10 protein-coding genes are annotated in these 13,157 nt (G+C 63.4%); 7 read left to right on the top strand and 3 right to left on the bottom strand.

The features are described 5' to 3' along the window. Window positions 1–125: 125 nt before the first annotated feature. The 6 genes from ACVWZM_RS13810 to ACVWZM_RS13785 all read left to right on the top strand — a co-directional run bounded on the left by ACVWZM_RS13810 (window position 126) and on the right by ACVWZM_RS13785 (window position 8,617). Complete coding sequence (locus ACVWZM_RS13810) at window positions 126–674, top strand: c-type cytochrome (protein ID WP_028342300.1); 549 nt, start codon at window positions 126–128, stop codon at window positions 672–674. A gap of 229 nt (window positions 675–903) precedes the next feature. Next, the gene (locus tag ACVWZM_RS13805; RefSeq protein WP_057016105.1) at window positions 904–2,805 is read left to right on the top strand and encodes an extracellular solute-binding protein; all 1,902 of its coding nucleotides are present in this window, start codon (window positions 904–906) and stop codon (window positions 2,803–2,805) included. 17 nt (window positions 2,806–2,822) lie between these two features. Continuing rightward, complete coding sequence (locus ACVWZM_RS13800) at window positions 2,823–4,691, top strand: extracellular solute-binding protein (protein ID WP_316395972.1); 1,869 nt, start codon at window positions 2,823–2,825, stop codon at window positions 4,689–4,691. Between the two features lie 3 nt (window positions 4,692–4,694). Further along, window positions 4,695–5,804, top strand: a complete 1,110-nt coding sequence (locus ACVWZM_RS13795) for a microcin C ABC transporter permease YejB (RefSeq protein ID WP_057016107.1) — start codon at window positions 4,695–4,697, stop codon at window positions 5,802–5,804. Next, entirely contained in the window at window positions 5,804–6,988 is a 1,185-nt protein-coding gene (locus ACVWZM_RS13790; protein WP_057016108.1) for an ABC transporter permease, read from the top strand. The genes ACVWZM_RS13795 and ACVWZM_RS13790 overlap by 1 nt, the downstream gene beginning before the upstream one ends. Before the next feature lie 3 nt (window positions 6,989–6,991). Then, window positions 6,992–8,617, top strand: coding sequence for an ABC transporter ATP-binding protein (locus tag ACVWZM_RS13785; RefSeq protein ID WP_456783360.1), 1,626 nt, complete (start codon window positions 6,992–6,994; stop codon window positions 8,615–8,617). Between the two features lie 179 nt (window positions 8,618–8,796). Here the strand turns inward: ACVWZM_RS13785 and ACVWZM_RS13780 are convergent, their stop codons facing one another. Together ACVWZM_RS13780 and ACVWZM_RS13775 are read right to left on the bottom strand one after the other, a co-directional pair. After that, window positions 8,797–9,639, bottom strand: a complete 843-nt coding sequence (locus ACVWZM_RS13780; protein ID WP_456853537.1) for a C40 family peptidase — start codon at window positions 9,637–9,639, stop codon at window positions 8,797–8,799. Continuing rightward, a complete protein-coding gene (locus ACVWZM_RS13775) occupies window positions 9,632–11,008 on the bottom strand; it encodes a leucyl aminopeptidase family protein (RefSeq protein ID WP_456853535.1) in 1,377 nt (458 codons plus the stop codon). The genes ACVWZM_RS13780 and ACVWZM_RS13775 overlap by 8 nt, the downstream gene beginning before the upstream one ends. A 203-nt stretch (window positions 11,009–11,211) precedes the next feature. On the opposite strand from ACVWZM_RS13775, the gene ACVWZM_RS13770 reads away from it, so the two are divergent. Continuing rightward, window positions 11,212–12,009, top strand: a complete 798-nt coding sequence (locus tag ACVWZM_RS13770; protein ID WP_456853533.1) for a tetratricopeptide repeat protein — start codon at window positions 11,212–11,214, stop codon at window positions 12,007–12,009. 171 nt (window positions 12,010–12,180) lie between these two features. Here the strand turns inward: ACVWZM_RS13770 and ACVWZM_RS13765 are convergent, their stop codons facing one another. Next, on the bottom strand, window positions 12,181–13,155 hold the full coding sequence (locus ACVWZM_RS13765; RefSeq protein WP_038387579.1) for a type II secretion system F family protein: 975 nt from the start codon (window positions 13,153–13,155) through the stop codon (window positions 12,181–12,183). Window positions 13,156–13,157: the final 2 nt, after the last annotated feature.

Raw genomic sequence — 13,157 nt, 5'->3', positions numbered from 1 at the left:
GAGCGCGGGCAAACCGATATCTCAACCCTGCTTGGGGCGGTGCGATAAGGCCGATTCCCAGGTCTTTCCCCGCGGCCGTATTCCCGGCCTGAAGTCGACATTCAAGGCCCGGAGCCTGACCCAAAATGGACTCCTTCGAACTCAACAAAATCCTGGGTGCGGTTCTCGGCACCTGCATCGTCGTCCTGGTGATGAGCTTTGCCGCCAGCGCGAAATTCGCGCCGAAGCTGCCGGAGAAGCCGGGTTTTGAGATCGCTGTGAAGGAAGAGTCCCATGGCGGCGGCGGCGAGGCCGCTGCGGCCGCATCCGAGCCGATCGAGAAGCTGTTGCAGACCGCTTCAGTCGAGAAGGGCGCCGCGGCCGCCAAGAAGTGCCAGGCCTGCCACACCTTCGAGAAGGGCGGTCCCAACCGCGTCGGTCCGAACCTGTTCGGCGTCGTCGGCGAGAAGAAGGGCGAGGGCCGTGGCTTCAATTTCTCGGCCGCGATGAAGGGCAAGGGCGGCGAATGGTCCTTCGACGACCTCAACAAGTTCCTGACCAACCCGAAGGGCTTCATCCCCGGCACCGCGATGGGCTTTGCCGGCGTGCCGAAGGACAGCGAGCGCGCCGACATCATCGCCTATCTGAATTCGAACTCGGAGCACCCGGCCCCGCTCCCGACCGCCTCGAAGTAACGATTTGCTTCGCGCAAGCATGCGGATGAAACGGCCAGGCAATGCCTGGCCGTTTTCGCATGGGGAACGGTCGTCCCCCTTTTGGGGTTGCAGGGGTTGTTATCGAGACGTTTCGCCGCAGCGGATCGGTTCCGGACCGGCTATCATTAGGAAAAAGCAACGTAAGTGGTCGAACCGTTGCCGTATATTGAGGTCCATCTAGGCGGGGTCAGCAACAGGAATTCCGGATTTGGCAATCACCCGACGACACCTCCTTCAGGGCAGCGCACTGGCAGCAGTGGCTCCGGCACTCGGATTGAACTCTGGCGTGTCAGCGATAACGCCGGTACTCGCCGATAACGTCCCCAGTGGGCTCAAGTGGCGGCACGGCCTGTCGCTCTTCGGTAACGTCAAATACCCGGCTGACTTCAAGCGATTTGACTACGTCAATCCGGATGCACCGAAGGGGGGCCTTGTTCGGCAAATCGCAATCGGCACTTTCGATAATTTCAACATTGTTGTCTCGGGTGTGAAAGGCTCCATCGCGGGCGCTGTCGCCTTGATTTATGAATCGCTGACGACGCCATCGCTCGACGAAGTCTCAACGGAGTACGGATCGCTGGCGGAGGCAGCAAGTTACCCGGACGACTTCTCCTCTGTCGTTTACCGTCTGCGCCCTCAGGCAAAGTGGCATGACGGAGCACCGGTTACTCCAGAAGACGTGATCTTCTCGCTCGACGCCTTCAAGACGCATCACCCGATGTTTTCCGCCTATTACAGCCATGTCGTGAGGGCGGAGAAGCTTAGTGATCGCGAAGTGAAATTTGTCTTCGATATGCCGGGCAACCGCGAACTGCCACAGATCGTAGGCCAGCTTACGATCTTGCCCAAGCATTGGTGGGAAGGCACCGATAGCCAAGGACGCAAACGCGATATCTCCGCGACAACGCTGGAGCAGCCGCTAGGGTCGGGACCGTATCGGATCAAGGAATTTGTCGCAGGGCGGACTGTGACTTTGGAGCGCGTCAAGGACCATTGGGCGCGGGATCTCGCGATCAATGTGGGGCGCAATAACTTCGACGAACTTCGCTACGAATACTTCAGGGATCCGACGGTTGCGATCGAGGCATTCAAGGGCGATCAGATCGATTGGCGTTTGGAGAACAGCGCGAAGGCATGGGCGACCGCCTATAATTTTCCGGCTGTCACCGACAAGCGCGTGGTGCTGGAAGAGTTTCCGAACCGCAGTTCGGGCATCATGCAGGCCTTTGTCCCGAACCAGCGGCGCGCCAAATTCAAGGATCCGCGTGTTCGCCGCGCCCTGAACTATGCGTTCGACTTCGAGGAGGTCAACAAGCTGCTCTTCTTCGGCCAATACAAGCGCATCATTAGCTACTTTGATGGCGCCGAGGAGTTGATGGCGACTGGGCTGCCGCAAGGCAAGGAACTCGCGATTCTTGAATCCATGCGTGATCAAGTGCCTGCCGAAGTGTTCACGACGGTCTATGCGAATCCGGTCGGCGGCAATCCAGAAGCAGTGCGCGAAAATCTCCGTGAAGCATCTCGTCTGCTCAAGGAGGCTGGGTACGAGGTACGAGACAGGAAGCTCGTGGATCCAAAGAGCGGAGAGCCGTTCTCCATCGAATTGTTGAGCGAGGATCCGAATTTCGAAAGGATCATGCTGGCTTACAAGCCAGCACTCGAGCGGCTCGGATTTTCGGTCACGGTACGCACGATCGATCCAATCCAATACGAGAACCGGATTCGCAATTGGGATTTTGACGTCGTCATCGGGTCCTGGGGGGAATCCTTGTCACCCGGAAACGAGCAGCGTGAATACTGGGGATCGAAAGCTGCGGATACGGCCGGATCGCGCAATCTTGCCGGCATCAAGAACCCGATAATCGACAAGCTGATCGAGCGGGTGATTTTTGCGACGGATCGCGAAGATCTCGTCGCGGCGACGAAAGCGCTCGATCGCGTGTTATTGTGGAACCATTACGTCGTCCCGCAATGGAACTACCCGAAGGTCCGTACAGCCCGCTGGGATCGCTTCGGCCGTCCGGCCGAGTTGCCCAAATATGGACAATCGGGGTTCCCAGCGATTTGGTGGTACGACGCCGACAAGGCGGCCAAGCTCAAGCGTTCATAAAACTCAAGGATTCGCGCATGGCGCTATTCTCCCGTCGGCACGCACTCGGCCTCGGCATCGGTGCGTTGAGTGCTGCAGGCTTGCGTGCTGCGCCGGCAGTGGCCGACAACGGAACCGAGATGCACGGCATGTCGGTGTTCGGCGACCTGAAATATCCGGCGGATTTCAAGATCTTCGACTACGTCAATCCGAAGGCGCCGAAGGGCGGGGCGTTCTCAATGATCCCTTCGACCCGTGCCTACAACCAGTCCTTCTTTACGTTCAGTTCGTTCAACGCGTTCATCCTGAAGGGTGAAGGCGCGAAGGGCATGGAGATGACCTTCGATTCGTTGATGGCACGCGCGGGCGATGAACCTGACGCGATGTACGGCCTGGCCGCAAGATCGGTCTCGATTTCTCCCGACAAGCTCACCTACCGCTTCACGATGCGGCCCGAGGCTCGCTTTCACGACGGCTCGAAGCTGACTGCGCAGGATGTCGCGTTCTCGCTCAATACGCTGAAGGAGAAGGGGCATCCGTTGATCGTCGTGCAACTGCGCGATTTCGTGAAGGCCGAGGCGCCCGACGACGGCACCGTGATCGTGACCTTCGCGCCTAATCGCGCGCGCGACGTGCCGCTTTATGTTGCGGGTCTGCCGATCTTCTCGAAGGCCTATTACGCGAAGCGGCAGTTTGATGAGTCCACGCTCGAAGTTCCGCTGGGCTCCGGGCCGTACATGGTCGGCAAGTTCGAGGTCAATCGTTACGTCGAGTATAACCGCCTCAAGGATTGGTGGGCAGCCGACTTGCCGGTCAATCGCGGCAGTTACAATTTCGACACCGTGCGCTACGAGTTCTACCGTGATCGCGATGTCGCGTTCGAAGGCTTCACAGGCAAAAATTATCTGTTTCGCGAGGAATTCACGTCCCGTGTCTGGGCGACGCGGTACGATTTCCCGGCTATCAAGGACGGGCGGGTCAAGCGCGAGACATTGCCGGACGAAACACCGTCCGGTGGGCAGGGTTGGTTCATTAACACCCGTCTCGACAAGTTCAAAGACCCGCGCGTTCGCGAAGCGCTAATCTATGCCTTCGATTTCGAATGGACCAACAAGACCATCATGTACGACGCTTACGCGCGCAGCGTCTCGCCTTTCCAGAATTCGGACATGGTGGCTAGTGGACTACCTTCGCCCGAGGAATTGAAACTGCTCGAACCATTCCGCGGCCAAGTGCCGGATGAGGTGTTCGGCGAGCCCTTTGTGCCGCCGGTGTCGGATGGATCGGGACAGGACCGCGCACTGCTGCGAAAGGCGACGCAGTTGCTCAACGATGCAGGATGCGTCGTCAAGGATGGCAAGCGGCGATTGCCTAACGGCGACCCGCTTACGATCGAGTTCCTGCTAGATGAGCCGACTTTCCAGCCGCATCACGCCAGCTTCATCAAGAATCTCAAGCCGCTTGGCATCGATGCCAACATCAGGCAGATCGACGCAGTGCAGTATCGTGCGCGTGTTGAGGCTTTCGATTTTGAGGTGACGACCCAGCGTATATCCATGTCGGCGACGCCGGGTGACAGCCTGAGGCCTTACTTCTCGTCCCAGGCTGCGACCACCAGGGGCTCCTACAATCTGGCGGGCGTTGCCAACCCGGCGATCGACGCATTGATCGAAAAAGCTATCGCTGCCGAGACGCGGGCGGACTTAACCTTTGCCTGCCGCGCGCTCGATCGCGTCTTCCGTGCCGGCCGCTATTGGGTGCCACAATGGTATTCTAACAAGCACCGTGTCGCCTATTGGGACCAGTTCGGGCATCCGGAGAAGCCGGCGAAATATGCGGGCGTCGGCGCCCCGGAGAACTGGTGGTATGATGCGGCCAAGGCCGCGAAGCTCGAGCAGGCGAAGTAGCCGATGAGCGCCTATATCGCCCGACGTATCTTCCTGATGCTGCCGACGCTGCTTGGCATCCTGTTCGTCTCCTTCGTGGTCGTGCAGTTTGCTCCCGGCGGTCCGGTCGAGCGCGTCATCGCGCAGATCAACGGCGCCGACACCGGCGGCACATCGCGCGTGTCGGGAGGCGGCGGCGATTTCGGCGCGCAGCGCGGCCAGGGCGCGGGCGCAGGCGCGGCCATCAATTCGAAATACCGCGGCGCGCAGGGGCTCGACCCGGATTTCATCAAGAAGCTCGAGGTGCAGTTCGGCTTCGACAAGCCGGCGCCCGAGCGGTTCGCGTTGATGGTCTGGAATTTCGCGCGGTTCGATTTCGGCAACAGCTATTTCCGCAGTGTCAGCGTGCTGCAGTTGATCAAGGAGAAGCTGCCGGTCTCGATGTCGCTCGGCATCTGGATGACGCTGCTGACCTATCTTATCTCGATCCCGCTCGGCATCCGCAAGGCGGTGCAGGACGGCTCGCGGTTCGATACCTGGACCTCGGCGGTGATCATCATCGGCTTTGCGATCCCGGGCTTCCTGTTCGCGATCCTCCTGATCGTGCTGTTTGCCGGCGGCTCGTTCCTCAACATCTTCCCGCTGCGCGGCCTGACCTCGGACGGCTGGTCGCAATTCCCCTGGTACTGGAAGATTATCGACTATTTCTGGCACCTGACGCTGCCGCTGGTGTCGATGGCGCTCGGCGCCTTCGCCACCATGACCCTGCTGACCAAGAATTCGTTTCTCGACGAGATACGCAAGCAATATGTGATGACCGCGCGCGCCAAGGGTTGCAGCGAGCGCCAGGTGCTGTACGGCCACATCTTCCGCAACGCCATGCTGATCGTGATCGCAGGCTTCCCGGGCGCGTTCATTCACGCGTTCTTCTCCGGCTCGCTCTTGATCGAAACCATCTTCTCGCTCGACGGGCTCGGCCTGCTTGGCTTCGAGAGCGTGTTGAACCGCGACTATCCGGTGGTGTTCGGGACGTTGTTCATCTTCTCGCTGGTCGGACTGGTGGTCAATCTGCTCTCCGATCTCGCCTATATGTGGATCGATCCCAGGATCGACTTCGAAGCGCGGGAGGTCTGATGACGATGCTCGCGCCCCAGCCGGTCGAGACCACGACGCAATCGCCGCTCGGCGAAACGGTGCCCGCCACGCACCACGCCTTTTCGCCGTCGCCGCTGAACAAGCGACGCTGGCAGAACTTCAAGGCCAATCGCCGCGGCTACTGGTCGTTCTGGATCTTCCTCGTGCTGTTCGTGGCGTCGCTGTTTGCCAATTTCATCGCCAACGACAAGCCGCTGGTCGTCAAATATGACGGCCGGCTCTACTGGCCGGTGGTGTTCACCTATGCCGAGACCACCTTCGGCGGCGACTTCGAGACCGCGGCCGATTATCGCGACCCCTATTTGCAGAAGCAGATCGCCGCCAAGGGCGGCAGCATGATCTGGCCGCCGATCCGTTACTCCTACGACAGCCGCAACCTCGACCCGCCGACGGCGGTGCCGTCGAAGCCGACCTGGCTGTTGACCGAAGAGCAGTGCAAGGACGTGGTCAAGCGGAAGGGCCTGACCGGCTGCCGCGACCTCGAATACAATTGGCTCGGCACCGACGATCAGGGCCGCGACGTGGTCGCGCGGCTGATCTACGGCTTCCGCATCTCGGTGCTGTTCGGACTGACGCTGACCATCCTGTCCTCGATCATCGGCATCGCCGCCGGCGGCGTGCAGGGCTATTTCGGCGGCTGGACCGATCTCATCTTCCAGCGGCTGATCGAGATCTGGACCGCGATCCCCTCGCTCTATCTGCTGTTGATCATCTCGGCGGTGCTGCCGCCGGGCTTCTTCATCCTGCTCGGCATCCTCCTGCTATTCTCGTGGGTGTCGCTGGTCGGGCTGGTGCGCGCCGAGTTCCTGCGCGGCCGCAATTTCGAATACATCCAGGCGGCGCGTGCGCTCGGCGTCTCCAACGGCGTCATCATGTTCCGCCATCTGCTGCCGAACGCGATGGTCGCCACCATGACATTCCTGCCCTTCATCGTCTCGTCCTCGGTGATGACGCTGACGGCGCTGGATTTCCTCGGCTTCGGCCTGCCGCCCGGCTCGCCCTCGCTCGGCGAGTTGCTGTCGCAGGGCAAGGCCAACGTGCAAGCGCCGTGGCTCGGCCTCACCGGATTCTTCTCGGTCGCGATCATGCTGTCGCTCCTGATCTTCATCGGCGAAGCCGCGCGCGACGCCTTCGATCCACGCAAGACGTTCTCGAAGGGCTGAGGCATGGACGCGATCAACCAGCCTTTGCTCGATGTCCGCGATCTCTCGGTCGCCTTCGGCCGCGCGCTTGCGGTCGACGGCATCTCGTTCTCGATCAAGCGCGGCGAATGCGTCGCGCTGGTCGGCGAATCCGGTTCGGGAAAATCCGTCAGCGCGCTGTCGGTGCTGAAGCTGCTGCCCTATCCGACGGCATCGCATCCGTCAGGCGCGATCCGTTTCCGCGGCCGCGACCTCCTGACCGCGTCCGACCAGGAGATGCGCAAGGTTCGCGGCAACGACATCTCGATCATCTTCCAGGAGCCGATGACCTCGCTCAATCCGCTCCATACCATCGAGACCCAGATCGGCGAGATCCTGTCGCTGCACAGGGGCATCGGGGGCCAGGCGGCGCAGGCGCGAACGCTGGAATTGCTGGGCCAGGTCGGCATCCCCGAGCCGGAGACCCGGCTCAAGAGCTATCCGCATCAATTGTCCGGCGGCCAGCGCCAGCGCGTGATGATCGCGATGGCGCTCGCCAACGAGCCCGATCTTTTGATCGCGGACGAGCCGACCACCGCGCTCGACGTCACCGTGCAGGCGCAGATCCTGGCGCTGCTGGCCGAGATCCGCGCGCGGCTCGGCATGAGCCTGTTGTTCATCACCCACGATCTCGGCATCGTCCGCCGCATCGCCGACACGGTCTGCGTGATGAACAACGGCAAGATCGTCGAGCAGGGGCCGGTCGAGCAGGTCTTCACCGCGCCGAAGCACGCCTATACCCAAGCGCTGCTCGCGGCCGAGCCGAAGCCCGATCCGGCGCCGCCGCAGCCGGGCGCAGCGGTCGTGATGTCGGCGGACAATCTCAAGGTCTGGTTTCCGATCAAGCGCGGGCTGTTGCGCTCGACCGTCGGCCACATCAAGGCGGTCGATGGCGTCAGCCTCGCGGTGCGCAAGGGCGAGACCCTCGGCGTGGTCGGCGAATCCGGCTCCGGCAAGACCACGCTCGGGCTCGCGCTGCTCCGGCTGATTTCGTCCGATGGTCCGATCGTGTTCCTCGGCAACGACATCCAGGGCCTGCGCTTCAAGCAGATGCGGCCGTTCCGCCGCGACATGCAGATAGTGTTCCAGGACCCGTTCGGCTCGCTCAGCCCGCGCATGTCGGTGGCCGACATCATTGCCGAGGGCCTTGAGGTGCACCAGAAGCAGCTGTCGCGCGAGGAGCGCGAGGCGCGGGTGATCAAGGCAATGAAGGATGTCGGGCTCGATCCGGACTGGCGCTTCCGCTATCCGCACGAATTCTCCGGCGGCCAGCGCCAGCGCATCTCGATCGCGCGCGCGGTCGTGCTGGAGCCGAACTTCGTCGTGCTGGACGAGCCGACCAGCGCGCTCGACATGCTGCTGCAGGCTCAGATGGTCGACCTGTTGCGCGACCTGCAGCGCAAGCGCGATCTCACCTACATGTTCATCTCGCACGATCTGCGCGTGGTCGCCTCGCTGGCGAGCCATCTGATCGTGATGAAATCGGGCAAGGTGGAGGAGGAGGGACCGGCCTCCGAGCTGTTCAAGAATCCGAAGAGCGACTACACCCGAGCGCTGTTCGCCGCCGCATTCCGCATCGAAGCGGCCGGCGACGGTGCAGTGGCGACGTAGGCATCTTCGTCGTTCCACGTCATCCCCGCGCAACGGCTTTGCCGTTGTCGCTGGAGGTGCGAGCCTTGCGGCGCAATTGCGCCGCTGGGCGAGCCTCGAAGGGTGGCGTGGCCGGACTGGGGCCGTCCATCCTTCGAGACGCGCTTCGCGCTCCTCAGGATGACGGGAATGTATATTGCTCAAAGCCGCTTGATCGCCAGGACTTCGCTGCCGGCGGTCTTGATCCGCGCGATCGCAGCCTGCGTGTTCTCCACCACCGTTGCCATGTGATGCGCGTTGGCGTGCACGATCGTTGTCGCGTCGCGCACGATGGCGACATGGCCCTTCCAGAACATCAGGTCGCCGCGCTGCAGCTGCTTGGATTCCGCGACCGTCAATTCGCGGCCGAGGCCTTCCTGCTGCATGTCGCTGTCGCGCGGGCAGCCGGTGCCGGCGGCGGTCAGCGCGATCTGCACCAGGCCAGAGCAATCGATCCCGAGGCTCGACTTGCCGCCCCACAGATAGGGTGAGCCGACGAATTGCTTGGCGATCGCAACGAAATCACCTGCCATCGTGTCGAGCGGCGCGAGATGCTGGCGTGGCAGATGCCAGCCCTCGCGGGTCACCGCGAACGCACCGTCCTCGCGGACGATGGCGAGCTTTGTCCCCATCGCCAGTGCCTCGACCGGCGGCAGCTTGATCGACGGGCCCGGATACGCCAGCGTGCGCAGCGCTGTGACCTTGTGCGTCGGGGCGGCGCCGGGCTTGGCCAGCGCGGCCTCGGGAATCCAGCCGACATAGCCGTCATCGGCGAGCTGGCCCCAGGCCCAGCCTTCGCCGTTGCGATCGTACACCGTGACGCGCTCGCCCCGGAGCGCCTGCGTCATCTGTTCGGCATCGCTCGCCGGCGCCTGGCGTAGCGGCGCGATGGCGTCGCCGACCTCGAGCACTTCGCCTTCGACGAAGCGCAACGCCTGGACCTTGCCCTCGAGATATTTCGCCGCGAGGTCGTCGCGGGCCGGTGTCAGACGGGGGTCATGCATAGCGCTGGCTCAGCAATTTGTAGATCGCGCGCGCCGCCTGGCACTCGCCGCCTTCGGGACGGCCGGGCTTTGCCGACGGCGTCCAGCCGTAGATGTCGACGTGCAGCCAGCTCCTCGCGTGCTCGACGAAGCGCTGCAGGAACAGCGCGCAGGTGATCGAGCCCGCGAAACCGCCTGACGGTGCGTTGGTGATGTCGGCGGTCTTGGAGTCGAGCCAGGCGTCGTAGGCCGGCCACAGCGGCATCCGCCAGAGCGGGTCGTTCTCGCTCTTCGCACAGGATGCGACGTCGCCGGCGAGCGCCTCGTCATTGGTGTAGAACGGCGGCAGATCGGGGCCCAGCGCCACCCGCGCGGCGCCGGTCAGCGTGCCCAGATCGACCAAAAGATCGGGCGTCTCCTCGTCGGCGAGCGCCAGCGCGTCGGCGAGCACCAGCCGCCCTTCGGCGTCGGTGTTGCCGATCTCGACGGTGATGCCCTTGCGCGACTTGAAGATGTCGAGCGGGCGGAACGCGTTGCCGGCAACCGCGTTCTCGACCGCCGGGATCAGCACGCGCAGCCGCAGCTTGAGCTTCGCGTCCATCACCATCTGGGCCAGCGCCAGCACGTTGGCGGCGCCGCCCATGTCCTTCTTCATGATGAGCATGCCGCTCGAAGGCTTGAGATCGAGCCCGCCGGTGTCGAAGCAGACACCCTTGCCGACCAGCGTCACCTTCGGATGGGCGGGGTCGCCCCAGCTCAGCTCGATCAATCGCGGTGACCGCGTCGACGCTATGCCGACGGCGTGGATCAGCGGGAAGTTCTGGGCGAGCTCGTCGCCGTCGATGCAATTGAAGGCAGCGCCGAACCGCGTCGCGAGGTCGCGCGCCACCTCGGCGAGCTCGGCCGGTCCCATGTCGTTGGACGGCGTGTTGATGAGATCGCGCGCCAGCGCCGCGGCATCCGCCATCCGGGTGATCTCCGCCGTGTCGACGCCGTCGGGCGGCACCAGCCGGACTTCGGGAGCCTTGTTGGTGCGATACCGGCCGAAGCGGTAGCAGCCGAGCGCGAAGGCGAGCGCGGCAAGTCTGGTGTCGTGCGGCGCATTGGCGAAGCGGTAGACGCCGGGCGGCAGCAGGCCGGGCAGGGCGCCGGGCCGGAACGGATCGCGCGCCTTGTGGTCGGCGTCCTCGAGACCGAACAGCACCTGCGCGATGCCGCCGTCTGCCGTCGGCAGGACGAGCAATTTTCCCGCCTTGGCCACGAAGCCATTGGCCGCCGCGAACTGGCGCGCCGGCGCCGGCAGCTCGCCCTGAATCGCATCCCATGTCGCCTTGGTGACGAAGGTGATCGGCGTGGCGGCGGTCGTGGCGGTCTCGAACACGGATGGCATGCGGCTCTCGGTTCTGGCGTCGTTGGTGGGCTACTACACGCCTTTCGCCACGGATGGTAGCGCGCCAACGGTTCACGCGCCGTGCAGGCCGGAACCGGAGCGTCGGCTGCCGGCGCCGCCAGTTAACCAGACGTTAGGGTTAACAGTCTATTGCTGGCACGCTCGGCTGGAACCGTTCGCCCGATTTCGTGAGTCACAGTGCCATGTGTCGACAGTCCAATCTGACCCGGCATCTTGCTTCCGCAGCCCTTCTGGCGGTCCTGGCCGCAGGGCTTGGCGGTTGCCAGACCATGTCCGACGTGGCGGGATCGATCACGTCGCGGTCCGATCCCACGCCCGATGATCCGCGCCGGGCCGTCGAGGCCTATGGCGAGCGCTATCGCAAGAATCCCAAGGATGTCGCTGCCGCGGTCGCCTACGGCCAGGCCCTGCGCATGACCGGCCAGCGCTCGCAGGCCTGCGCCGTGCTCGAGCAGGCCACGATCGCCAACCCCGGCAACAAGGCGCTGCTCGCCGCCTATGGCCGCGCGCTGGCCGACAACGGCAATTCGCAGGCTGCATTCGACGTGCTGAGCCGCGCGCACAGCCCGGACAATCCGGACTGGCGGATCCTGTCCGTGCAGGGCACCACGCTCGACACGATGAACCGGCACGAGGAGGCGCGGCGCTATTACGCCAGTGCGCTCAGGCTGGCTCCGGACGAGCCGTCGGTGCTGTCCAATCTCGGCTTGTCCTACATGCTGACCAAGGATTTGCCGAAAGCGGAAGAGACGCTGCGCCAGGCCTACGCCAGCGCTCGCGCCGACACCCGGATCCGGCAGAACCTTGCGCTGGTCGTCGGCCTGCAGGGCCGCTTCGCGGAGGCGGAAACGATCGTCAAGGCCGACCTGCCGTCGGATGAGGCCGCGGCCAACGTCGCTTATCTCCGCGACATGCTGAACCGCAAGGACGGCCCGCGGACCGCGTCGCGTGCGGCGCCGGTCGTCGCCAAGGACGACTAAACCAAACGCGGCAGCTCCACCGCCCCTTGAAAAAGGGAGGTCGCTTTGCTCGTGAGAGCAAAGCGGGTGGGGATCATCTCTCCACGAGGAGCGGTGTCTGCGGCTGACTCCCATCCCGGCCTTCCCCCTTTCAGAGGGAAGGAGAGAGGCAGCCGGCGCAGGCGAGGCAACTCAATGCATCGTGGCGATCTTGATGTAGGACGGGCCGAGGATCACGATGAACAGGCAGGGCAGGAAGAACAGGATCATCGGTACCGTCAGCTTGGGCGGCAGTGCCGCGGCCTTCTTCTCGGCCTCGTTCATCCGCATGTCGCGGTTTTCCTGCGCCATCACGCGGAGGCTCTGGCCGAGCGGCGTGCCGTAGCGTTCGGACTGCTGCAAGGCCATGCACACCGACTTCACGCCTTCGAGGCCGGTGCGGCGCGCCAGGTTCTCGTAGGCGGTCTTGCGATCCTGCAAATAGGACAGTTCCGCGGTCGTCAGCGCAAACTCCTCCGACAGCGCGACCGATTGCCCGGCGATCTCGTTGGCCACTTTCCGGAACGCGACCTCGACCGACATGCCCGACTCGATGCAGATCAGCAGCAGGTCGAGCGAATCCGGGAACGCGCGCTTGATCTGGAGCTGGCGCTTGGAGATCGCGTTCTTCAGGAACAGCATCGGCGCCTGCAGGCCGGCATAGGCCGCGCCGACGCAAATGCCGATCTTGAGCGTGAGCGACCAGTTCGCGCCGGCAATGAAGAACGTATAGATGATCGCGCCGATCAGCATCAGGATCGGCGTGACCGCCCGCGCTGCCAGGAAATAGACATACGGAGCGTGGCCGCGATAGCCCGCCATCACCAGCTTCTCGATCGCCGCTTCCTGGGCCAGCCATTTGGTGAGGTTCAGGTCATCCACCATCTTGGAGACGGCCTGCTTCGGCGTCTGGCGCAGCGTCACCTTTTCCGACTTGGAGAGACGGTCGCGCTCGCGCTGCCGCAGGCGCTCGCGCTCGCTGGCGACCGCCTTCATGCGCTTGTTGAGATCGCCGCCGGCGAGCAGCGGCATCACCAGCGTGTAGACCGTCGCGCTTGCCGCGAAGAAGGCAAGCAGCATGGTCATGAACCTGACGTCGTGGAGCTTGGCGACCAGAATATCAATCATGC

Source organism: Bradyrhizobium sp. USDA 4501 (assembly GCF_054062115.1).
This window is presented reverse-complemented; position numbering and strand designations above follow the sequence as displayed.